Here is a 22,875-nt window from a genome sequence, read left to right as displayed (position 1 = left end):
AGCACCTTGTAAAAACAGAAGCCGATAAAGGCGCGCAGCCATCCCCAAAAAAGAAAATCGAGCTTGTCGAAGACGAGAAAGGGAATGAAAACGGGGCCAAGCAGACCGACCACTGCAAGTCCAACCGCGCCGTAGGCAATGATGGCGCTGACCGCCGCGCTAAATATCGCCAGCAGCACCTGAATGATGACGTAGACCAAAGAGTAATAGGGGCTCATCAACACCTTGACGATGCCAGGGCCGCCGTTAGCAGACGCTTGGTCGAGCGTTTGTTGAATGCTCGTCACACTGTCGTTGCCGATGACCGTGACGAGGTTCTGTGCGCCGCCGTCGATGAAACCCCGGAGCGAGTAGCCGATACCCGGAATGACGCCGTCGTAGAACTTCACCATCACGTAGGCAAAGGTGATGAGCATGAAGAAGTTCAGGAACTTCCCCATGTTGAACCCCGGTCCTCCCTGCGCGGAAGCCAGCGCCTCCTGCACGCCGAACCAGACCAGCATGATGGTGGCGAGCGCAATGCAGATGTGGAGGCCCAGTGCATCGACGGATGGCGAAGCACTGGCGGTCAGCGCATCGCAGCCTTGCGTGATCCAGTGAATTGCGCCATATCCCATAGACTGCCTCGCTCTCGATCGGTGGTTAGTACATCAGACCTTGTGCTTCGCCGTCATGGGCCGGAGCGATGTTCGCTTGGTAATACTGGCTGTAACCGGCGGCGTCCTGAAACCCCTGCTTCATCACGTCCTGCCGCTGCTTCAACGTAATCATCTGTTGCAGCGCAATCCCCTGTTGGATCTGGTTGGATTCCTGCTGCTGCCGAAGTTGCAGCAGCATGGCCTGGTTGATGCGTTGCATGGTGGCCATATCGGTTTGCTGCGCTGGGTCCATCGAATGACTCGCGTTCTCAAGCGCGGAGATGTCCTGCTCCCGCTGGATTTCGTTCGCGCGCATGGTGCCCAGCGTCTGTAGGTTACTTTCAACGACCGCATCGCTGAGGTCAGTAGTGGCCGCTTGCGCCGCGATCTGCTGCTGGCCCGTCGTACTGAGGGTGCTGTAGTCGGGATCTATCCCGGTACGGGGCACGCTCGAAAGCTGATAGGCGGCCTGGGCGTTGACCCCGGTGTTGGCGGCGTTAATCACCGCCTGCGAGTTGCCGTAGGTATTGGCTGTCTGGTCGAGCGTCTGCCAGTAGGTCGAGGGCGATAGATAGGGTTGGTAAAGGCTCGCGGGCGAACTGGCCATCTGTTTCGCAAAATTGTAGGCCGCGATCACGTTCTGGGTCGTTTGCATAGTAGTGGTGTAGAGCTGGCTGGCCTGCATAATCTGCTGGACGGCATGAACGGATTGGGTGGGATCAAAGACGACGCCTCCGAACTGTGCCTGGGCTGCGGTGGCTCCGGCGAGAAGGATCGCCAGAGTTGCGATGCTATTGGGGATGCGTCTCATATCCGTTCTCCTCTTCGGTTAATACCCCGCGGCTTTGTCTATTTGCTTCTGAAGTTTGCTTACCTTCGCCCCCTCCACAGCGCATTGTTGTTGCTTCGCCTGCTGCTGGGCCGGGGTTGGAGGTGCAGCTTTTTTCCCCGTGAAATACTCGTTTGCCCCGCCGTAAGCGGGAGCAATGCAGTCTTTGTAGTATTGTGCGTAAGCTGTTTTATATTCGGCTTGTAGCTGGGCCGCCACCTGTTGTTTGCTCTTGCATCCAGCAATGGCAATGGTTCCGAATACCAGTCCAACAGTAACAATCGCGCGAATGTGTTCCATAAATTCCTCCTCAAAACGTTTGTGGAATAGTGTGGTTGCCGTAAGCGGGCAGCAACATGTCCTCCGTAAAATAGACTTTAACGCGATGCCCTTCGCGGATGGTGATGGTCGGCGGTATCTGAAGGAATTGGTCGAGAACCGTGGTTGCCGACTCGGACACACTGCCGGCGGCTCCGTTCGTGAATTCCTGCGAGCCGGAACCAGTGAATGCGCCGCCGCCTTGCGTGATCTCGGCTGCTCCTGCAATGACGCCAAGAGCAATGGAGGTTCCGAAGATCTGAAGGTAGTGATTGTTCACCTTGTCTTTCAGCCCCTCCTCGCCGATCTGGTCCAGCCCGTGGAACTGGTCAAGGTCCACCGAGTAGCCGTCCGGCATAATCATGCGGTGAAAGACGACGGCGAGGCGGCGCTGCTGGCCGAATCCGGCGGCACCAATCTTTTTTGCCTCGCCCAGCACGATGGTTCCGTCGGGAATGAGGACGTGCTGATGGTCATGCGAATACAAGGGGTTGGAGACAAGCACCTTGACCGGCCCAACGGCATCACCATCGAGCCTGTTCATCAGGACCGTATCGACGGTCGTGCCCTCATAAATCACATACGGCTGGCCTAAGGCGGAATCCAGATTCACTTCCGGCGCGCGCTTTTGCTGCGCCGGCGGCTCGCCTGCCGCTCGGGGAGCAATCAAGCTGCTTCCCGGATGACCTGAAAGCGCGCCGTATAGGTTCGGCTGCGGGGCGTAGCCGGTTGGCGTGGTTCCCGCTTGCGTTGTCTGTTCTCGCTTCGGGGAAGCATCGTCAGGCCGGGTGTAAACAAGGTTCGACGCGAACCGGGAGTTGTACTGAAGCTCCCGTTCCTTGGCGGCGAGTTGCTGGGCCTGCTGTTGCTCTGGAGTGAGTTGTTGCTGGCCACCGTTCTGTTGCCCGGTTGCGGCTTGCGGGCAAGGCTGGCCTGGAACACAAGCGCGAGACTGGCCTGTAGGACCATACGATGCGGCGGCGGCCAGCTGCGCGGGGGTCGCAGACACAAGTTTGGGATCGTTGGCGGCAGCGATAGCTGCCTGCTGCTGTTCCTTCAACTGTTCGGCCTGAAGCTGGCTCTTCAAATCGGCAACATTGTTATCGGTATTGTCCTGCACCGTCGGCTGCGGCGGCTGGTTCTTCCCGGCCTGCGTACCAGGCTTCTTGCCACCGGCGCTGAAGATCGCCGCGATGATCACCAGTACGCTGGCTCCAAGGTAAAGAAATATCTTCAGGTTTTTCTGGAGCACGCCCTTCGGCTCTACGAGCCTGCGATGGAGTTCGGGCAGATCGAAAATATCAGGGTCTGCCGGTGGTTTTGCTTTTTGGTCAGCCATCGCCGTCACCCCTTGCGCGAAAACTCCATCCGCTTCTTGCCTAGCTCCACATAGCCAGAATCCATGACCTTCGGGATGATATAGGTCCCCTCGCGAAGGTCGTAATTGATAAGGTTCGGCTTGCCATCCTTCATCTCATACACAGAGAACTTTTCCGGCGCATTCGTCTTGATATAGGTAAATTTGTTGTCGCGATAAATCGACTGGATATCGAACGGGGCCTCGTTCGCCTTGTAAGTGTAGTCAAATTTGAGTTGCAGCGGATAAGCGCTTTTATACGCATCGACAGCTTGCTCGACATGGGACTGAAGCGCGGCAAGCTGCTGCTTCGACTGCTCCAATTGCACGGCGGGAACATACTGCGCCGGGCCGGACGATGCAACGATGGAGGAGCGATCGGCGGGCACAATCAATACCTTCAAGTCCGGCACTTCGGATGTGCCGGACACGTCCTGCAAAGTAAAGCTATAGATATTGCCCTTATCGGTAATCAGATTCAAATTGGAGGAAATACCTGCTTTGGCCGGATGGACAAAACAGAAGTTGCCGACCACATCCACCACCCAGAAATCCTTATCGCCGGTCGCCGCCTCCATGATCTTCTCCGTCGGCGGCACTTCAATCAGCGTCGTGTACTTCAACTTCGCGTGGATGGGAACGATGTCCTGCGAGTGGTACTGTACGGTGCGGGCCGAAGCGTCCTGGCCAACGGCCACAGCGGAGGTGAGGGCCAGGGCAGCCCCGGCGATGGCAATGAATACGCGGTTCATACATTCGCTCCTTTACGGTTGGCAGTTACAAGCCCCGCCACTGTCCGGGGCTGGAAGGGAAAATCTTCCGCGAGACGGCGCAAGCCGTCGGCGATGCCGAAGCGCTCAAAGTAATCGCGTTTCTTCAGGTTGTCGCGAGCATTGTTGGTTGCCATCCAGTGCGAAACGGAATCTACATTCAACTGGACCTTTTTGGACGACTGCGCTTTGCGGATGAGCATCTGACCGGGTGGAACAAGTCCGGCAATCAGATTCAGTTCGGTGTCGTTCAGATGAAATGCTTCGCGGTACACATCGCGGTCCATCTCCGGGTTCGCCAGGAAGATTTTCGTCGGACAGCTTTCGGAGACGATCTGCAACATGCCCGACTCCTGCAATTCCTTGATGGATTGCGTGGCCAGGATCATCGCGGCGTTGTGCTTGCGCCACGTCTTCTGCGCCTGGACGATATAGTTTCGAATAGTGTCGTTCTTGATAAACAGCCACGCCTCGTCTAGCAGAAACATCTTGAACGTAGCCAGCTTCTTCGGATCGGTGATTTCATTCGAGGCCCGGTGAAGGACATAAAACAACAAGGGTTCCAACACATCGGGAGCATCGCCCCAGCCAGCAAAGTTGAAGGTCTGGAAGCGCGAGAACGAAAGCGTATCCTCAGCATTGTCGAACAGAAATCCGTACTGGCCGGCAACCGTCCAGCGATGGAGGCGTTCCTTCAATTCGCCAATGATGTTGGTGAAGTTGGAGAGAGTGCGTTGGTCCGGCTCCAGCATGTATGTCCGCTCGATGGCGTCCCACAGTTTGCGTTCTTCCTTGAAGTCGAGCCGGTAACGCTGGGCGCTCCCATGATCTTGGCCCTCAATCAGCACGCGAAAGAAGCTGAAGAGAAATTGCAGGTTCTCCTTGGTCGGTGAAAGCGAGAACGGGTTGATGGTGAAGTCCCGCGATTCCTGGCCGACGTTCAGATATGAGCCGCCGAAGATGTCGGTGAGCGATTGGAAACTGCCTCCGATATCGAAAATAAACGTGAGCGGGGCGTACTTCTGAGCATTCTGCAGCAAGAAACTGCACAGGTACGATTTCCCTGAGCCGGTCATTCCGAGGATAAGCGTGTGCGCCACCTCGCCGTTATGCAGATTCAGAAAGTACGGCGTGCTGTTGTCGGTTTCGAGCACTGCCAGGTACTCCGTACCGAGATGTGGGTTCGTTTTTTCACCCTGCAGGATCGTAAACAGAAAGCTGAGGTCGGCGTAATTGGAGTTCAGCAGATACAGCTTGCGGAGATTCAGCGCATAGTTTCCTGGTACACAGGCGAAGTAGGCGTTGAGATGGTTGTACGTTTCGGCGAAGAGATTGCCGTCCGCGTTGGTGAAGATGCCGGTGAACTCGCCCACGAGCTGGTCAAGCTCAGCCCTTGATTTGCCGTACAGCACAATCGTGAGGGAAAAATCGCCTAGCGATTGGCCATCTCCCAGAGCGCGCAGGCAGTCGCCCAGATTTTCAATGTCCGCCTGCTTCGACTCATCGACCAGCACATCACGTGGATTCGTCTTGGTAGCGTCATTGCCGATCTGCGAAACGAAGCCGGTCTTCGACATATTGAAGTGACGGCGGCGCTTGTTCACTTCCTTGCGCGCCTTGTCCGTCGAAAGTGGCGTCCATTCGGTGACGACATAGAAGTTGGCCGGGATCTTCAGCAACGAATCCAGCACCAAGGGCCGCGTCTCTGTCATCGCCTCTTTCATGGTCAGCACGCGAACGAAGTGGTCGCCTACGCGCAAATGATCGCGCTCTGCCTCGATATTGCTGTTCCCAACTTGATAATCGAGAAACTGGGTGGACTGGGGCTTACCCGCTATTCGCCAGTCATCATAGTTGAGTAGCCGGCGCAGGAAGTGGAGTTGACCTTGCTGATCCTGCACTTCAATCTGCATGAAATCGGCAAGCTGACGGCTGAAAGCTTGGACGCGCTGCTCCAGTTGGGTAAGGTCATGTTCGATCTGCGAGCGCAGCAAGGTCTTCATGCTGCCGTTGGTAAATTGCGCCTTTATCTCGCCAACGGCTCCAGCGGGATCGCTGATGAGCCGGGCCAGCGCTGCGCCCAGTCCTGTCTTCGATCGCGCGCCTTCGAGCACGATGCAGTAAAGGATTTCGACCTGGTAGAGATGGTCGCGCTGCGCCTCGAAAAACTGCCGCCGCTGGTCGATGGCGGCCTCCACAATGGGGTCGTCATATCTGCGGAACGGAATCTCTGGACGGTTGGACTTGAAGAGATACTGATAGACGTGGAAACCGGGGCCGAACGCTTTGAGCGCCGCCTCCAGCCGCTTCACGGCGTATTCTTGCTCCCCGGAATCGAGACTCTCGTAGTCCACGCCCCGAACGCGCAACACCGTGCCGAGGTCGCCGGACTTTGTAAGAAAGGAAGTCTCGTTCCAGAAACCGTAGAGGTTGAGATGGTCATTGAGCGATGCCGCCTCTTTCCACGGTTTAATGGCCTTGTCGATGCGGAACATCAGACCACCTCCACGCGCGGGATGTTCTGCTTGGCGGCGTCATAGCGCAGTTTGTACTTCTCCGATTTGGCGAGAATGCGAAGAAACGCCGGATCGCTGTTCGTCACCCAATGGCCGAAGGCGTAGCCCCCGATGAAGACTGCGATTCCTGCGAGAATGCTGTTGAAAAGGTTGAATGCGCCCACCGCGCCAACGCAGACCAGATAAAACAGTCCGCGTTCGACGCCCAGATAGGTGAGGGGCTTATGCAGACTTTTGAAGACCCGATTGACTCGTCGTGGGTGCGGCTTCCTGTCTGCCATAACCCCCCCGTTGTTCCGGCTTTGGTTGTGCTCGCTGCAATGGATGGTTGAGAGTGGATGGGCGAAGTGTGTTTACACACCCCAGAGCCAACTCAGGACATTCACAGCGAGAACGGCAATCCCGGTTCCTGCGGCTACCCCAGCGAGCGCCTTCTTCGCGCCGGGTTCGCCATGTGCAAAGCCATACCCGCCGATCACAATCGCAATCAGGCTGGCGACCCTGGCGACGGTTCCGGTGAAGAGCATTTCAAGTGCGGTGAAGCCGGTATCGAAGGGTGAGCCGCCGACTTGCGCATATGCGACCAACGGGAACAGACAGAGACAGAAGACAACCAGGCTCATCGTTTTCAGAAGCTTTGTGCGTTGCCAGACGGTACGAAGACGAAAAATGGATGGAATTTTGCGAGACATCGGCACCTCCAACGGCTTTTCAGCCGTGATATGCGGTGAGAGTAGGAGCCGATTGGACCGCTGTCCAATACTTATTAGCGATGGGGTCATCGCTGCCGCCGATGACCCGCGAACGCCTGGAAACATTCAGCCAAACATCCGGAGTTGCGCCAGGTCACCCTCGATGATTCGCCCGCTGGGTCGTTTTGCTCCAGGCATTTCTTGCATATCGGTGCATAGCTTGGACAATCGATATGCGAGCAGTGGAAGTACAGGCCGCTGCTGGGCCGGGTGACACACGAACGCTGTCTTGATCCGCAAGGGGAGACCTTCAATCCTGCGCCTGGTAAGTTCTGTATCGAGTGGGACCCTGTCTCGCACCAATCCGAATCCAATCCTCTCCTTAACTAGAAACTGCATCTCGGATGGCGCTTGAACGAAATCGGAGAGTTGCAGATCTATGCCGGCCTTCGCAAACTTTCGCGTCAGTTCGTCGTAGAGCAAAGGATGATGCATCCGGTCGAAGAGCACCTTCAGTCGCCCTTGAACCGCCGCCCTCGGAATGCTTTTGCCTTCGGCAAGCGGATCGTCCGCCCGAAGACAAACCAGCAGTTCCTCCGTGCACACGTGTTGGATGAAGAGGTCCGGTTCAGCCACTGGCATACTCACGAGCGCAGCATCGAAACGGCCCTCGGCCACCATGGCCGAAAGTGGCCCGGAGCATTCGCTCGACGGCTCGATCCGGCTTTCTGGGACAAGCTCTCTATACCCCTTGAGCGCCTCCCGAACGAACTCGTGATTGATGAAGGGAGAGTAGCCGAACCGAAGTGGTATTTGCATGCCGGAATGGATCAAAGATGCATTCTGGACGGCGCGGTCACGGAGCGCCAACATCTGCTTTGCATACGAAAGGAAATCGCGTCCAGCTTGCGTCAAAGCGGTTCCGGCGGGTCCGCGAACGAAAAGCTTTGCGCCCAGGCCATCTTCCAATTGTCTGATTTGAGTGCTCAAGGAAGATTGGGCGACATGCAGGCGTTCCGCCGCCCTTCCAAAGTTACATTCTTCCGCGATCGCAACGAAATAACGGAGGTGGCGGAACTCAGGTCCCTCGTACACCTTGCACCTGCCCTGGATCGTCTGCGGCCTCGATATCGGGGGAACCTCAGGTTGTGCATTCAGTTAGGTGCGGCATATCCAGGAAAGCGTTGTACAAACAGCCACCCAATTCCTACGTCAATAGGCAATCTTTCCCGAAATGGAACGGTCTCTTGGAGAGGTCATCGGCACCAGCGATGGCCCCATAGGTAATAAGTATTGGACATTGTCGACGGTTGGGCCGTAATTCTGGTTTGTACAGGAGTTCGCCATACTCGGAACTGCCCAAGGAGCAGAAAATGAATCTTGTCGAGGAATTCGAATCGCGGCATTCTGCAATGAAAGTAGCCGAACTTTCCGAGATCCTGGGTGTGGACGATAAACACATATACCGTATGGCAGCGCGGGGTCGACTTCCCAGCTTTCGGGTCGGTGCGGCCCTGCGCTTCGATCCTCAAGAGGTCGCCAAATGGCTTCGATTGAAGTACCGTGTGGACGATGCCGCTAAGAAGCCGCCTGCGCACATCTCGCCCAGCCGCACAGAAAATCAGCATAGTGCGTAATCCGGCGACGTTCTCCTTCATCTGCTGCAGAACGTCATTCCTTCTGAATAAGGAATGACGTTTGAGACGAGTGGAACGTTCGCTTTTCTACGCCTGGCAGGTTTGCGACCCGTGTGGGGCGATTTGAAAGCCTATGCGCGTTTTATAAGCGCCGCATTCTCCATCTTCATTTGTTTTGGATGTTTCGTGTACGTGCCGTGTCACGCCTTGCTGCGGCTTTGATTCATATCGAGCATGTCTACGGCCCTGCGCACCCGGCTATTTAGCTGTTGCCCGGCTAGATAATGGTGATCGAGGGCCTGCCGAACCAGCGTCTTGATGACAGCCTGCCGACTGATGTTCAACTCTTTCGCCGTGTTGTCGAGTTCTTCCAACATCGGCGAAGCAAAATCGACGTTCACCCGCTGTATCGGTCCCATCATGCGGCCCTTGTTGGAAAAGAAGGGAGATACGCTCTTTCCGGCATCGGCAAGCCGCGCGATGGATTCGGCAGAGACGGGCTTATTTTTAGGAATGTTCTTCATACAGTTCCTCTTCTTCCTTGGTGGCTTTCCATAGTGTAACCAGATGGTAATACTCGCCCTCTTTGTCCTCGCGAACCTCGAAGATCACGGTATACAGCCGTTTGCCCACCCAGCCTATGGCCCGGTATTGTTCGGGCAGGTCAGTGCGTTGATCCAGGTAATACGGGTGCGCGAACATCTCCTGCGCGTCCTCGAAACCAGTGCCTCGCCTTGGGTTCGCTCTGAGGCGCGCGCTCTTCCGACGATCAAAGTCAAACCGCATAAGTATAACTGTTATACCATTCAGGGGATTTCCGTACCAAACAACAAAAAAGCCACCCTCGCGTGGCTTTCCGTTGGAACGAGCATCAAGCTACCAGAGTCGCCAGCTCACCGCTATTGACTTTCCGGGCTGCGTCCTTCGACCGGATGCCCTTCAAGTAGACCATCGTCGATTTGATGTCGCGGTGCCCAAGCCAGCTCTGCACGGTACGGATGTCCACGCCGTCACGCAGATGGTTGGTGGCGAAGGTGTGCCGAAACTTGTGCAGGAAGAAATTCATGCAGTATGGGCCTTCCTTGCACTTGTTGCCGTGCTCGGTCACGCACTGCTTGCAATTGAGCCCGGCACGCTGCGCAACCCGCTTCACGATCATATCCATTTCGCTATCTGGCTTGCCGCGACCGTTGGGGAAGAGCAGATCATTGGGGAGCGCTTTGCGCTCTTCTTTCCGGCGCTTGAGCCGTTCCATTAGACCCTCGGGTAGCGGCACAGTCCGTTCTTCCCAGTTCTTGGGAGTGAACCCCCACTGAGGCTTCGCCTTCACGCGTACCTCGCAGTTGCGGAAGTCCAGATCGCGCCATTCGACGTAACGGATCTCCTGATCGCGGAAACCCGATCCAAGCAGAAACTTCAACAGTGTTGCCTCATCTTCCGAACAGACACGGAACATCGCGATCAATTCCTCCGGCTCGTAGACAGGCCGGATGGTATCCACGTAGCTCGGCCAGTCGCCGCGTTCCATCAGTCCGCTCTTGCCGTGGCGCTTGAAGAGCTGTAACACGGTCACGGTCTTGTCGTAGACCGTTCGCGCTCCCAAGCCCTGCTCATAACAGTAGGTCATGAAGTCGATCACATCCTGCCGGGTCGCGTCCTCAACATGCTTCTTCTTATAGGCCGAACGGAGCAGGGTGCCGAGCGTGAAGCGATAGGTGAGGTAGGTTCTTGGCTTGCGATGGACGCGGACGAAGCGGAGATAGTCGTCGATGGCCTGGCCGATGGGGATCTTGAGTACAACTTGCGGCGCTGGTTCGGGAGAGGCGATGAGGCCGTCCCGGATGGCCCGAAGCTCGACTGCCTTGCGGCGTGCTTCGTCTACCGCGTCCTCACGAGCGACCGAGATGCGGCAGCGCCTGCCGCGTTCGCGCCACTCAATGTAGTACGCGCCTTCGGGGTGGGTCTTGATCTCGCCGTTAATGCGAACTCGGTCTTTGAGTCGGCCATTGGATTCGGGAACGACGGGCGCAAAACGCCAGGCGTCATCGACTTTGATCTTCTTAATGAGGTTGACACGGTCCGCGTAATCGGGAGCGTTGAGAAGAGAGCCGCGACGTTTGAGAGTAAGCATGTGAAACGTCCTCCTCCGAGGTCAATAGTCTATCAGAGTGGACACCAAACTGGACACCAAGGAGGTAAGTTACTGATTCCTAAGGTAGCCGGTTAGAAGGCAGCGCTCTAACCAACTGAGCTACGTCCCCAGGTGCTACCTGGTCTGCAGAAGAGAATTTCACGGAAGAAATCAGGTTCCTGCTTCGTTCCGCCAGCTTGCCACTTCCGGCCGCATCCGGACCCTGGCGGGCACGGTGCGTTTCGCTTCTGCAACAAGATTGAGTGTATCAGAAACCCGGACCTTTTGGGGATGGCCCGCGGCAGGATTGTTCATGCATTGCGTCAGGTTCTTCTCGCCGGAAAAGGGCCCGTTGCATATCTCGATTCCCTCACGATTGGCCTACGGTAGCACCTGGAGATGAACACTCTTTTGGATGCTCACGCTTAGTTCGTGTACACCCGCACGTAGTCCACCAGCATCTCCGCGGGGAACGGAGTAGAAGCGTTTGGCGCGCCGGGCCAATCACCGCCGATGGCCAGGTTGAGTAGGATGAAGTTGCTTTGCCCTGCGTCAAAGGGCCACACCGCGCCCGGCAGACTCTTCATGTCCGATGTCGTGTAAGTCACGTATGGATGAGTGGGGTCATCGACGTAATACGCCACCTTGCCCTTGGACCAGATCATGCCATAGGTGTGCCAGTCAGCAGCGGTTTGACCGCTGGGGAAGTTGAAGACAGTGCCCAGCCCATTGTCGCCCGTAAAGCCAATTCCGTGGACGGATCCTTCATTCCAGTCCGGCGTCTTGGCCGCATTCACGCGCTCCAGCACGTCCTGTTCGCCGCAGGCCGGCCAGCCGACAGTGCTGACGTTGTTGCCCATCAGCCAACCCGCGGGCCAGAAGCCCTGCGCCTCCGACACACGCGCGCGAATTTCAAAACGCCCGTACTGGAAGCTGAACAGGCCCTGCGTCTTAAGGCGTGCTGAGGTGTACACACCGCTCGCCGTGCGTTGAGCCACGATGTGCAGAGAGCCGTCCGCACCCACGTAGGTGCTGGGGCTCGCGGTGAAACACGGCGCCGTGTCTGAACCCCACGCACAGTAGTTTTCCAGTTCATGATTGCCGAAGCGGCGGTTGCCCGTGTCGTAGGTCCACACCTGGGGATTCGGCTGAGCGGGGTCCCCGGTGGAATTGGAAAACTCGTCGCTCCATACCAACGTGCCCGGCGGGATGTTTAGCGCAAAGCTCTGGCTGGCAACGTTGCTCGTACTGCCTGAAGCAACGGCGATGGCTTTGACCGTCAGGTTCGACACAACCAGAAACGGCGCATGGTAGATTTGCGAGGAGGTTGTGGGTGCACTGCCGTCCACGGTGTAATAGACGGTGGCGTTTGTGGTGCTGGTGGCAAGGCTCACTATTACAGCGCCGTTCTGCGAAGGCGCAGCAGAGATGATTGGCACTGCCTCCTGCGGAGCAGGCGCAGCATTCACCGCAGTAACGCCGCCACATCCACAGAACAAAGCACTCGACAAAACGGCCACCGCGATCTTCAACGTAACCTCCAGACAAACAGGTCAAATTCATACCGAAAGGCCATCTGCTCCACCGGCCGTCACCGATCTACGCACTCGACATTTCATGGAGTCAAACCACGAAATATTTGGCCTGCGGATGATGTACCACAATGCAGTTGGTGCTCTGCTCCGGCTCCAAGTGGAAGCCCTCGGTGAGCCGCACTCCGATGTTCTCTTCCGGCTTGAGCAATCGGAAAATCTTGGTCTGATCCTCCAGGTTGGGGCACGCGGGATAGCCAAAGGAGTAGCGCGAGCCGCGATATTTCTGATGGAAGAGATCGGTGACGCGGGGCGCGTCTTCGCCCGCGATGCAGAGGAACTCGCGCGCCTGTTTGTGCGCCAACTCGGCGAGCCCTTCGGCCGTCTCAACGGAGAGACCGTGCAGGAAGAGATACTTGGTGAAGTCGCCTGCATCGAAGAGCTTTTGCGTCTGCCGGCTGGCTTCGTCGCCGATGGTCACAATGGAGAAACCCACCACGTCGCGCTGCGCTGCGCTGACCGGCTCAAAGAAGTCGGCAATTGAAAGCCTGCGGCCCTGCGCCTGGCGCGGGAACGTGATGCGCTCCAGCTCGCGCGCGGAGTCCTCCGGATCGAAAACAACAAGGTCGTTGCCCTGGCTCGCGCAGGGATAGAAGCCGATGATCGCCTTCGGCTCAAACCAGCCTGCGGCCTCCACTTCCTTTTCCAGGTCGAAGAGGATGGGACGGTACTTTTCTTCGACCATGCGGAGATAGTCACTTTGCGCGGCGGTCTTGAGCTGCCACTGATTCTTGAAGAGCGCCGTCTCATTGAGATAGGAAAAGACATCGCTTAGCTTGTAGTTCTTGAAGACACGCGGTCCCCAGAAAGCTGGCGCGGGCACTGCGGAAACCCGTTCCACGACAGGCGAACGGCCTTCTGTGGTCAACTCGACCAGGGTCATTTCCGGCGTGGCCGCATTGGACTTGCTGAAGACCTTCACCGTCTTGCCTTCCTCTTCCCTGCTCTCCCGCACCGCGGAATCGTCGGAGGTCAGGTCCGTCATCACGTGCAAGCCGGCAAAGGCGTCTTCGGCATAAAACACAGGGCCTGCGTATTCCTTGCGCAGATCATCTTCAACATATTTGCGGGTGAGCGCAGCACCGCCGCAGATGACAGGAATCGTCATGCCAAGCCGTTCGAGATCCTGCAACACGTACTTCATTTCAAGCGTTGACTTGACCAGCAGGCCGCTGAGCCCGATGGCATCAGCTCGGGCCTCGCGTGCGGCAGCGATGATGGCGTCCGACGGCTGCTTGATGCCCAGGTTCACTACGCGATAACCGTTATTGGAGAGGATGATATCCACGAGGTTCTTGCCGATGTCGTGCACGTCGCCCTTCACTGTCGCCAGCACCATCATCCCTTTGCCGCCGCTGTCGGACTTCTCCATCTTCGGTTCAAGGTAGGCCACAGCGGCCTTCATGACCGCGGCCGAATCGAGCACGGAGGGCAGCTGCATTTTCCGCGCACCAAAGAGCTCGCCGACGGTCTTCATGCCGTCGAGCAGAACGGTATTGATGAGGTCGAGCGGTGTATAGGTTGTGAGTGCGGACTCCAATGCTTCTTCGAGTGACTGCTTCGCGTCTCCCAGGCCGATGCTGCGCTCACCACGGATGATGAGTTGCTTGAGCTTCTCTTCGATGCTGAGATTTTCGACCGCGAGTTCTTCTTCCTGCACGGCGCCTTTGCCAATGCTGGTGAAGTGGGCCATGTAGGTCTGCAGCGGATCGCCGCCCGTGCGGTCCTGGAAGATGAGCTTGCGCGCCAGATCTACTTCAGCTTCAGGAATCTTGTAGAGCGGGTAAATCTTCGAATAGTTGACAATGGCCGCATCCAGGCCGCGGTCCACTGCTTCCTTGAGGAACACGCTGTTGAGCACACGGCGCGCGTAGGCATTCAGCCCGAATGAAATGTTGGAGACGCCGAGCACCGTCTTGCAGCGCGGCAATTCCTGCTTGATGCGCCGCACTGCCTCCAGCGTTTCAATGGCTGCCGAACGATAGTCTTCCTGCCCGGTGGAGATGGGCAGCGTGAGCGGATCGAAAATCAGATCCTCTGCGCGCAGGCCGTACTTGTCTACCGCCAGGTCATGGATGCGATGCGCGATAGCGACCTTGCGATCAGCGGTCAGCGCCATGCCCTGCTCGTCGATGGTGAGAGCGATGACCGCAGCCCCGTAGCGGCGCGCCATGGGCAGCACGAGGCTGGTACGCTTTTCGCCGTCTTCAAGATTGATGGAGTTGATGATGGGCTTGCCGGGAATGCGCTTGAGCGCTTCCTCAATGACATTGGCCTCGGTTGAGTCCACGAGGATGGGTGCGGGCACGCGCGTGGCGATTTTTTCCAGCACCGCATTCATGTAGGCCTGCTCATCCTCGCCCACGATGGCACAGCAGAGGTCGAGCATCTGCGAGCCCTCGACCACCAGCCGTTTGGCCATGGCGAGAATGCCGTCGTAGTCGCCCGCGCGCACCATGTTGCGAAAGTGCTCAAGGCGCGTGGTGGTGTTCATCTCCTCTGCGATGATGACAGGTTGGCCGTCAACCTCAAGCGGCACCACGCTGAAGGCGCTGGCCGCGGTCGATTGCGGCTTGACGGAACGCGGTGCCGGTGCGACGCCCTTGAGCGCCTCAACGACGGCATGCAGATGCTCTGGCGTTGTGCCGCAGCAGCCGCCCACCACTTGCACACCATATTCTGAGACGAAGCGTCGATGGAATGCGGCCAGCTCCGCCGGTGTGAGCTTGTAGACCGCGTGGCCGCCTTCGTTCTGCGGCAGGCCCGCGTTGGGCAGCACGCTGATGGGCACGGTCGCGTTCTGGCAGAGGAAGCGAACCGCGTCGTTCATCTCCGCCGGGCCGGTGGCGCAGTTGAGGCCGATGACGTCAGGCTGAAAGGTCTCAAGCACGGCGAGCGCGGCGCCGATTTCAGACCCGAGCAGCATGGTTCCGGTGGCTTCGAGCGTGATCTGCACCTGCAGTGCAATGTTGCGCCCGGTGCCGGGAATCCTGCCCTCACGAGCGTCGCGCATCGCATCCTGGCAGGCGGCCATCGCGATCTTGGCCTGCAGAAGGTCCTGGCATGTCTCGATCAGCAGCACGTCCACGCCGCCCTCAATCAGGGATTCAGCCTGTTCGCGATATGCGGCGGCCATTTCGTCATAGCCGATGTGGCCCAGCGAAGGCAGCTTGGTGGTGGGTCCCATGGAGCCGGCCACAAAACGCGGCTTCTCGGGCGTCGAGTACTCGTCAGCGACGGCACGGGCAAGACGCGCCGCGGCCAGATTCAGTTCGCGGGTGCGGTCCTGCAGGTCATACTCGGCCAGCACGATGCTGGTGGAGCCGAAGCTGTCGGTCTCGATTACATCGCAGCCGGCCTCAAGAAACGAAGCGTGCACCGAGCGGATGACATCCGGCCGCGACAGCACAAGCAACTCGTTGCACCCCTCCTTGCCCCAGAAATCCTCCAGGGTGAGGTTGTGCTTTTGCACGTTGGTGCCCATCGCGCCGTCATACACGAGCACGCGCCGCTTCAGTTCTGAAAGAAAATCCGCCAAAATAGCTCCTGACCTCAGCAGCCGTTGGTCAAACGGAGAAAAGCTGCCAACAATCAAGGATATATGGTTGGGGAGCTTGCGGAGAATGGGCGCAGCGCTATGGGCTGGAAGTGGAAACCATAATGCACCGCATCTTCGCCATGCGGGACACCGGGCGTTGCCCTGACTATTTCGCCGTCAGCGCCGCGACCGGCAGCAGCATGTCTTCCTTGCGCATCACCAGGTTCGTGGCGTTCAGCGTGGCGAGTTCAAAGCCGTGGCCATGGGTGATGGCGTCAGTGGGGCAGGCCTCAACGCAATAGCCGCAGAAGATGCAGCGGTTGTAATCGATGTTGTAGACCCTGGCGTAGCGCTCGGCGCCCGAAACGCGATTCTCTGCCGTGTTTTCCGCCGCCTCAATATAAATGCAGTTCGAGGGGCAAGCTGCCGCGCACAGAAAACAGGCCACGCATTTCTCGAGACCATCTTCATCGCGCTGCAAAACGTGCAGTCCGCGGAAGCGCTCCTGGAAAACCGCGCCCCTCAAGGGACCTGGCCCGTCCGGGTAGTTTTCTACGATGGTCGGCTTAAACATCTCCCGGAAGGTGATGCTCATGCCTTTTGCAATGGCGGCAATGTTCTTGACGATTCCCATAGGCGTAGCGAACAGGTCAGTATAAATGGTTGGGGCCGAGAAGGGCTAGCAGAGAGGAACCCCAGCAGGCACACGAACAAGGCACAAGGTACGAGAACTTCTTGAACCTTGTGTCTTGTACCTTTCCCCTTCAATTTTCGTGTTTATGTCCATTCGGCATTCCGAGGTGCTTCACCGTATTGCCTTCAAAATCGAACTCGATGAGGACGGCGGGTTCGTTGCCGATTACCCGGCCGTCGTGGCCTGGCTCGATAGAGACGATTTGCGGCGCGACGAAATCGCGTTTACAGCCATCTTCAAACTCGATTTGCACGTGACCATGAGCGAGAAAGCCAACGTGAGCGTGCATGCAGCGTTCGGTGCCCGAGACGGGCTTCATGTCTTTCGCCCAGTGGAATCCTGCCGGGTAGATGACGCGCTTAACGCGTCCGCCACCCACACGCGCGACGTCCATCTGAACGTGCCCTAGATTTTTGCGCTCGGTCCCCTGCATTGGTGCGAACAACGGGTCGGTACCTGGCATCGGCTGCCTCCAGCAACTTGGAATGCGGATGCTCATCATACGCCGAAGTTCAAACGGTATGCATCCGGCTGCTCAGGACAGGGCGGCAGGCACAGAGAGGCTTCGGTGAGATGCACATTCGGGCAACCTGCCCTGACGGGTGACTTCTAATCAACAATCGAAGTTGCGCCACGGTCAACTTTGTTTTGGAGGAAGCACGCTCATGCGAAAACTCTTGTTCTTCACTCTGATTTTGCTGATCTCGGCAGGCTGGGCCGTAGCGCAGAATCCAACCTCTCCACCGATGACTGAAAACCCAGGGGCACAGAATCCATCTACTCCTGGCTCGCAGCCCGGAATGACCGGACAGCCAGGACAGCAGCAACCCGGAATGCCCGGCGAAGTTGGCCAACAGCCCGGCGTCCCGGGGGCACAGACCGGACAAACGGGACAGGAGACCTCTCCTTCCGCGGCCGGCAGCACGGTTGAGGGTTGCCTTGGCGGATCGGCTGGGAACTTCAACATCATCGACAAATCCGGCGTCAGCTACCGGCTCGATATTCCTGCGGGCGCGGATACTTCCAAGCTGAACCAGCACATCGGCGAAGAAGTTCGTGTGACCGGAGCTATGAACAACACCGGCGCGGCTGGCGCGTCGGATACGACGTCGGCGGGTGCCGCTGGTTCTGCGGCCGGTGCAGCTGGCGGGCCGTCCATCGCTGTCACGAAGATCGACAAAATTGCCGACAAGTGCTCAACCAACATCAACAAGCCGGGCAGCAGCCAGCAGTAAACTAAGTACCGGGAAACACAGGCCCTATCGCTTGATAGGGCCTTTTTCCATTTCTGTTTGCAGGTTGTCAGCGAACTACCAGAACTTCGCGGATATTGTCGCGCCCGAGGAAAAACTTGATTGATGCATAGTCGTGGAAGAGATTCTCGATGTGTCGGTTGTTGAAGACGCGCTTCAGGTGGAACTGTGGCCCGCGCTGAAGTTCGAGCGTCTGCCGGTCGGCGATGTGATACCGATAGTAAGGCGCTTCCGGACCGGCGTCGCGTGTATGGAAGAATCCGAGTAATGCCGCGCCGGGCTTGGTCACTTTATGAATGCGCTCGATCACCGCCTTCACGAGCGACTCGTCGAGGTAGTCGGGCACATCCCAAAGCAGGACCGCGTCGAACAGCGCCTTCTCGTGATTCAGGTTCTCGGCCATGAATCGCTCGACATCGATGCGCTTGGACTTGCCATCGTCGGCAGAGATCAGCAAACCGGGGTCGTGCGATTCCAGCAGAATGTCTTCATTGTAAGAACGGTGGCCGAGGCCGGTGATGAAACTGATGTTGGACGGTGAGGTTGGGCCGAGGTCGAGAATGCGCTGACCTTCTGGACTTGTGATCGTGCGGATGAATTCCTGGAACCCGGTGGAACGGCGGCTGATGCGCCCTTGCGCATGTCCCGTCGCCACTGCCTGGTCGCCGGAGCGACCACCGAACATCTTTTGGAAGAACCCTGAGACCACGTTACCTTACATTGCGGCTTGCTTGGCCGCGTTGGAATCCGGTACGGAGCCACGAGGGAGGCACCGCCGGTAATGCGCTAGTTGCGATCGTTCAGCGAAGCCTGTGCGCCGCTGGGAACCGGAGTGTGCACCTGTGCCGCAGGCGCCGGGGCTGCCGCCGCGGTGGCCTTTGCCGATTCGGTTTTCACTTCTGCTTTCTGGATGTCGATAGAACCTTTGAAAAACGCGCCGTCTTCTATCACGATGCGCTGGGTCGCGATGTCGCCGGTCAGTACCGCCGACTTGCGCAGCTCGACCCGCTCAGATCCGTGTATGTTGCCTTCTACCTTGCCGTGTACCACCACGTCTTTAGCGTAAACGTTGGCGCGGACCCGGCCGTTCGGTCCAACGGTGAGACTATGGCTGCGCAGTTCAATGCTCCCCTCCACCTCGCCATCCAGGTAGAGGTCTTCGCTGCCAGACAGCTCGCCCTTCACTACAACTGATTTTCCAATATGTGCCACATCAGAGCGATAGTTTTCCATCTTTGGAGTCTCCACGGGTCGAACTTGGCGGGCCGGAATGGCCGTGGTTGGTGCAGCCGGCGCCGACGGGGCTGGCGGCTGGCTGGGTGGCGTATACGGTCTTGGTTCTTCCTTGCGCGGCTTCCACATGGAAATTTGAGCAGGCCATTGTGTCTCCGGCAGAGTTCCTGGCCCAAGTCCGAGTTCAGGAATCGCCCGCAAATATCCTAGCCAGAATGGCTTATCCGCACTATACCCAAGTCACAGGTAAGCGGGCAATAGCCTTTGTGGAGACGTTCGTACATTGTGCGTAGGTCACCTGCAACTGCGGCTATTCGAAGGTCTCGCGCGTCTTGAACCCGGCACGAACTTACCCAAGCATGGAATCTCTATGCTAATCATGGACGTAAACGAGCACCATCCACAAAGTTACGCATGTTTCTTGTAGCCGCTAAGTATCGGCATTTGCGTGGTTTACTATTCCGTTAATAGGCGTGCGCCGGCAGCTGATTTGGCTCCGTACGTGCATCCCTGAGAGTTGCGTCGGCACGCCCGGTAGATTGCAGTTCAGGGTGGGACCGAATAACCAGGGGAACAGCGGTCCCGCACGGTCTGCAATCCAAGAAGACGAATGGGACTGCCTTTTCCGGGCGCGTCGACTGCATTTGACGTCCTCCTGAGACGAAGGCTGGCTCCCAAGCTGGCCTTCACTTTTTGGGATCGTTACTCCAAACCTCTCTTCTGTTTGCAGATTCTGCACCTCTCGTGTTAGCTGTAGTCTTAAAAGAACGAGCATCTAAGAGTTCAGGATGTACATGCGAATTCCATCAATACGGATGGGAGCCGTGCTCGCCCTCCTAATCTCATCAGCCCTGTGCTGCTCGGCCCAGGAAGTGCCGAAAGCCAGCGAACAACCTCTGGATCCCCAGATCCTAATCAAAGAAGTTGTTTACAACGAACTGCATCAGCCCGACACCCCCGAGTATCACTCCTGGAAAGTTCGGCAGGTCAAACCGAATCGCACCACGCTCAGGCAGTACGCCGAGACTCCGGAAGGGCTACTTGGCCGGGTTCTGACCGTTAACGGCAAGCCCCTGACCGGAAACAATCTCGCAAAGGAGGACGCCCGAATCAATCGCCTCCTCGATCCCAAGCAGATGCGAGAAAAGCGCAAAGAACAAAAAGAGGATGAGAACCGGTCCAAGAGAATCGTCGCAGCGCTGCCTGACGCATTCATTTACCAGATTGCCGGTACCGAGGAGAAAGACGGGCACGCGCTCGTGAAGCTTCATTTCACGCCCAATCCAAGTTTCAGCGCGCCGAATCGCGAGACCCTTGTGCTTCAAGGGATGGAAGGTGACATGATCATCGACCGGACAGACATGCGTCTGGTGAAGATTGACGGCACGATGACGAGAGACGTTTCAATTGGTTGGGGGATCCTGGGACGTCTCGATAAAGGCGGCCATTTCGTCGTGGAGCAGCGCCCGGTCGACAAAGGCGATTGGGAAGTCACCTACATGCGGCTGAACTTCACTGGAAAAGCGCTGATCTTTAAGACCATCCGCATCGACGAAATTGACACATCGTACGATTTCAAGAGGATTCCGAAGATGAGCGTCGCGGAAGCGATCAACTACCTCAAGAAAGTCGATAGCGACATCGGAGCGGTGACGCAAAAGTAGCCGCGGATTCCTCAGATCGTACGCGGATTCGGATCTCAGTCTTTTGCTGCGAAATCGGCTGTCCGCGTCCTCTCAGAGAAGGTTTCTTCCCTCACCGTCAGCCTCCCTATGAGGTCCTCGCGCAATTCGAATCCGCGCCCACGCCCTTGCGGGACCTTGATTGTCCCGTTCGGACTGACAGTCACTGCCGGTTCGATGATGTCGTCTTTCCAGTAGCGAGCGGAAGCGGAGACATCGCCGGGTAGTTTGAAATTCGGCAGCGTGGACATGGCGATGTTGTGCGAGCGCCCAATGCCCGACTCCAGCATTCCGCCACACCAGACGGGAATTCCCGCACGCTGGCAGACGTCATGGGTACGGATCGCCTCAGTGAATCCGCCGACGCGTCCGAGTTTAATGTTGATAATGCGGCACGCTCCGGCGCCGATCGCCGTGGCGGCTCCGCGCGCGTGCAGGATGGACTCATCGAGGCATAGCGATGTCCTCAACTGGGGCTGGAGTTTCGCGTGAGCGGCAATGTCGTCGTTCCAGAGCGGCTGCTCGATCATTAGCAGATTGAAAGCGTCGAGTTTCTTGAGATGATCGACATCGTCAAGGGTGTAGGCGGAGTTTGCGTCGCAACTCAGCGTGATCGACGGCCAGCGCGAGCGAATCTTGTCCAGAATGTTGACGTCCCAACCAGGTTTTACTTTGACCTTGATGCGCTGATACCCGGCTTCAAGCTCGGTGGCAATCTTTTCGAGCAATTGCCCGGGAGAATCCTGAATCCCGATGGAGACGCCGCAGTTGAGTTCGGCAAGCGAACCGCCAACTAGTTTCCACAGCGGCACATTCTTTTCGATCGCGAGCGCGTCCCAGATGGCGTTTTCGGTCGCCGCCTTCGCCATACGATGGCCTTTCACATTCGCGAACAGCGGCGGGCAGTCGGTTCCGTTTTCAATGTTCTTTCCCAGCAGAGCCGGGGCGAAGTGCCCACGGATGACGTACCAAGCGGTGTCGATCGACTCTTCATTATAGAAGGGATGCTCTCCGGCGGTGCACTCGCCCCATCCGTCGATCCCATCGCCGTGAACGGTCACGAGGAGGATGCGGCGCTCGGTGGTACGTCCAAAGCTGGTTTCAAAAAAATGAACCAGCGGCATGCGAATCTCGCGAAGAGTAATGCTCTCGATTTTCATTTAATCAATATCCTAACTTCTCTTCCCAGTGCCCCAACAGGAAACGGCCGTCGCCATTACTGTTTCGTTCGTAGCCCAGGATTGCCATGCCATTCTTGAACTGCTTCAAAAACAACTCGCGGTTTCTTGACTGGACCTGTGCCGCGCGTGGATTTTTAGCAGCCTTCCATTCGTAGATTTCGCCGGGCACGTCGACGTGCTGCTCGGCCTTGATTGGCGGATGGCTACCCTGCTCGAGCAGCGTCCTGACACGACTCGAATTCAGCCACCATTCGGCATAAAGGCGATCAGTTGGCAGTCCCGCCTGCAGCGGAGAGGTTGTGATGCCGTACTGGTTGAGCGTGTAACGGCGAGCGATAGCGCCGAGCTTTTCGATATTCAGATAGGCGTTCTTGATCTCGAGCGGATCGAAGGTCCATTCGATCAGTTCGATTCCCTGCTTCAGGACGATGTCTCGCTGGAACAATTTCAGCGCTCGCCCGATCCCGGTGTTGCGGTGACTGGCTGCAACGGCCAGCATGTGCGAGTGCACGTAGGAGTGTCCGTTGCGATAGCCGGGCAATCCGTAGGCGAAACCGACCATACGGTCGCCGTCAAACGCGCCCAGAACGTGACCACCAACCTTCTCGCCGACTACGAAGAGACGGACTGGCACTAACTCTTCATCGGAGAAGTGCCAGACGTCGCGCTGCAAAGCGAGTGCAGCTCGCATGTCTTCGACAGAATGACACGTGCGCAGAAGATAGTTTCCAAATCGTTGTTCGGCCTGAATCATTTGAGCCGCTCAGCTCCTCAGCTTCTCAGCTACTCAGCACGAGAGTCAAAGTCTGAAAGA

Annotated in this window: 23 protein-coding genes; 3 read left to right on the top strand and 20 right to left on the bottom strand. The window is 57.4% G+C overall.

Annotation, left to right across the window (positions count from 1 at the left end; translation table 11 throughout):
• The 9 genes from ROO76_20685 to ROO76_20645 form a co-directional block, all read right to left on the bottom strand.
• Positions 1 to 617, bottom strand: a 617-nt coding sequence (locus ROO76_20685; protein MDT8070584.1) for a type IV secretion system protein, incomplete at its 3' end; no start/stop codon positions are given.
• 25 nt (positions 618 to 642) lie between these two features.
• Positions 643 to 1,449 (bottom strand): hypothetical protein, encoded by an 807-nt coding sequence (locus ROO76_20680; GenBank protein ID MDT8070583.1) that lies wholly within the window; start codon positions 1,447 to 1,449, stop codon positions 643 to 645.
• A gap of 18 nt (positions 1,450 to 1,467) precedes the next feature.
• Positions 1,468 to 1,767 (bottom strand): hypothetical protein, encoded by a 300-nt coding sequence (locus tag ROO76_20675; GenBank protein ID MDT8070582.1) that lies wholly within the window; start codon positions 1,765 to 1,767, stop codon positions 1,468 to 1,470.
• A gap of 10 nt (positions 1,768 to 1,777) precedes the next feature.
• Positions 1,778 to 3,124: a TrbI/VirB10 family protein gene (locus ROO76_20670; protein ID MDT8070581.1), complete on the bottom strand. Its 1,347-nt coding sequence runs from the start codon at positions 3,122 to 3,124 to the stop codon at positions 1,778 to 1,780.
• 5 nt (positions 3,125 to 3,129) lie between these two features.
• Positions 3,130 to 3,894 carry a TrbG/VirB9 family P-type conjugative transfer protein gene (locus ROO76_20665; protein MDT8070580.1) on the bottom strand — a complete coding sequence of 255 codons (765 nt, stop codon included), beginning with the start codon at positions 3,892 to 3,894 and terminating at the stop codon, positions 3,130 to 3,132.
• Complete coding sequence (locus tag ROO76_20660; protein ID MDT8070579.1) at positions 3,891 to 6,407, bottom strand: DUF87 domain-containing protein; 2,517 nt, start codon at positions 6,405 to 6,407, stop codon at positions 3,891 to 3,893. Before ROO76_20660 ends, ROO76_20665 begins: the two co-directional genes overlap by 4 nt.
• Entirely contained in the window at positions 6,407 to 6,709 is a 303-nt protein-coding gene (locus ROO76_20655; GenBank protein MDT8070578.1) for a VirB3 family type IV secretion system protein, read from the bottom strand. Before ROO76_20655 ends, ROO76_20660 begins: the two co-directional genes overlap by 1 nt.
• 72 nt (positions 6,710 to 6,781) lie before the next feature.
• Entirely contained in the window at positions 6,782 to 7,120 is a 339-nt protein-coding gene (locus ROO76_20650) for a TrbC/VirB2 family protein (GenBank protein MDT8070577.1), read from the bottom strand.
• 126 nt (positions 7,121 to 7,246) lie between these two features.
• Positions 7,247 to 8,215 (bottom strand): LysR family transcriptional regulator, encoded by a 969-nt coding sequence (locus ROO76_20645; GenBank protein ID MDT8070576.1) that lies wholly within the window; start codon positions 8,213 to 8,215, stop codon positions 7,247 to 7,249.
• A 278-nt stretch (positions 8,216 to 8,493) separates the two neighbouring features.
• Between ROO76_20645 and ROO76_20640 the strand changes: the two genes are divergently transcribed.
• Entirely contained in the window at positions 8,494 to 8,757 is a 264-nt protein-coding gene (locus ROO76_20640) for a helix-turn-helix domain-containing protein (GenBank protein MDT8070575.1), read from the top strand.
• Between the two features lie 200 nt (positions 8,758 to 8,957).
• On the opposite strand, the gene ROO76_20635 is transcribed toward ROO76_20640, so the two are convergent.
• From ROO76_20635 to ROO76_20605, 7 genes are all read right to left on the bottom strand, one after another.
• Positions 8,958 to 9,281: a CopG family transcriptional regulator gene (locus ROO76_20635; protein ID MDT8070574.1), complete on the bottom strand. Its 324-nt coding sequence runs from the start codon at positions 9,279 to 9,281 to the stop codon at positions 8,958 to 8,960.
• On the bottom strand, positions 9,265 to 9,543 hold the full coding sequence (locus tag ROO76_20630) for a BrnT family toxin (protein MDT8070573.1): 279 nt from the start codon (positions 9,541 to 9,543) through the stop codon (positions 9,265 to 9,267). Before ROO76_20630 ends, ROO76_20635 begins: the two co-directional genes overlap by 17 nt.
• A gap of 85 nt (positions 9,544 to 9,628) precedes the next feature.
• Positions 9,629 to 10,888, bottom strand: a complete 1,260-nt coding sequence (locus ROO76_20625; protein MDT8070572.1) for a tyrosine-type recombinase/integrase — start codon at positions 10,886 to 10,888, stop codon at positions 9,629 to 9,631.
• A 425-nt stretch (positions 10,889 to 11,313) separates the two neighbouring features.
• Complete coding sequence (locus ROO76_20620; GenBank protein ID MDT8070571.1) at positions 11,314 to 12,420, bottom strand: family 16 glycosylhydrolase; 1,107 nt, start codon at positions 12,418 to 12,420, stop codon at positions 11,314 to 11,316.
• 91 nt (positions 12,421 to 12,511) lie between these two features.
• Positions 12,512 to 16,018, bottom strand: a complete 3,507-nt coding sequence (gene metH / locus ROO76_20615) for a methionine synthase (GenBank protein MDT8070570.1) — start codon at positions 16,016 to 16,018, stop codon at positions 12,512 to 12,514.
• A 166-nt stretch (positions 16,019 to 16,184) separates the two neighbouring features.
• The gene (gene nuoI, locus ROO76_20610; GenBank protein MDT8070569.1) at positions 16,185 to 16,652 is read right to left on the bottom strand and encodes an NADH-quinone oxidoreductase subunit NuoI; all 468 of its coding nucleotides are present in this window, start codon (positions 16,650 to 16,652) and stop codon (positions 16,185 to 16,187) included.
• A gap of 130 nt (positions 16,653 to 16,782) precedes the next feature.
• Positions 16,783 to 17,175: a hypothetical protein gene (locus tag ROO76_20605; protein MDT8070568.1), complete on the bottom strand. Its 393-nt coding sequence runs from the start codon at positions 17,173 to 17,175 to the stop codon at positions 16,783 to 16,785.
• A 202-nt stretch (positions 17,176 to 17,377) separates the two neighbouring features.
• Between ROO76_20605 and ROO76_20600 the strand changes: the two genes are divergently transcribed.
• A complete protein-coding gene (locus tag ROO76_20600) occupies positions 17,378 to 17,947 on the top strand; it encodes a hypothetical protein (GenBank protein MDT8070567.1) in 570 nt (189 codons plus the stop codon).
• Between the two features lie 67 nt (positions 17,948 to 18,014).
• Here the strand turns inward: ROO76_20600 and ROO76_20595 are convergent, their stop codons facing one another.
• Both ROO76_20595 and ROO76_20590 read right to left on the bottom strand, forming a co-directional pair.
• Positions 18,015 to 18,674, bottom strand: a complete 660-nt coding sequence (locus ROO76_20595) for a class I SAM-dependent methyltransferase (protein MDT8070566.1) — start codon at positions 18,672 to 18,674, stop codon at positions 18,015 to 18,017.
• 77 nt (positions 18,675 to 18,751) lie between these two features.
• On the bottom strand, positions 18,752 to 19,198 hold the full coding sequence (locus tag ROO76_20590; protein ID MDT8070565.1) for a polymer-forming cytoskeletal protein: 447 nt from the start codon (positions 19,196 to 19,198) through the stop codon (positions 18,752 to 18,754).
• A gap of 794 nt (positions 19,199 to 19,992) precedes the next feature.
• Between ROO76_20590 and ROO76_20585 the strand changes: the two genes are divergently transcribed.
• Complete coding sequence (locus ROO76_20585) at positions 19,993 to 20,862, top strand: hypothetical protein (protein ID MDT8070564.1); 870 nt, start codon at positions 19,993 to 19,995, stop codon at positions 20,860 to 20,862.
• A 35-nt stretch (positions 20,863 to 20,897) separates the two neighbouring features.
• Here ROO76_20585 and menC read toward each other — a convergent pair whose 3' ends face one another.
• On the bottom strand, positions 20,898 to 22,040 hold the full coding sequence (menC, locus tag ROO76_20580; GenBank protein MDT8070563.1) for an o-succinylbenzoate synthase: 1,143 nt from the start codon (positions 22,038 to 22,040) through the stop codon (positions 20,898 to 20,900).
• Positions 22,041 to 22,044: 4 nt separating this feature from the next.
• The gene (locus ROO76_20575) at positions 22,045 to 22,815 is read right to left on the bottom strand and encodes a GNAT family N-acetyltransferase (protein MDT8070562.1); all 771 of its coding nucleotides are present in this window, start codon (positions 22,813 to 22,815) and stop codon (positions 22,045 to 22,047) included.
• Between the last annotated feature and the right edge of the window lie 60 nt (positions 22,816 to 22,875).

This window comes from Terriglobia bacterium (assembly GCA_032252755.1).
Lineage (GTDB): Bacteria > Acidobacteriota > Terriglobia > Terriglobales > Acidobacteriaceae > JAVUPY01.
Note: the sequence above shows the minus strand (reverse complement) of the source record. Positions and strands in the feature narration are given on the sequence as shown.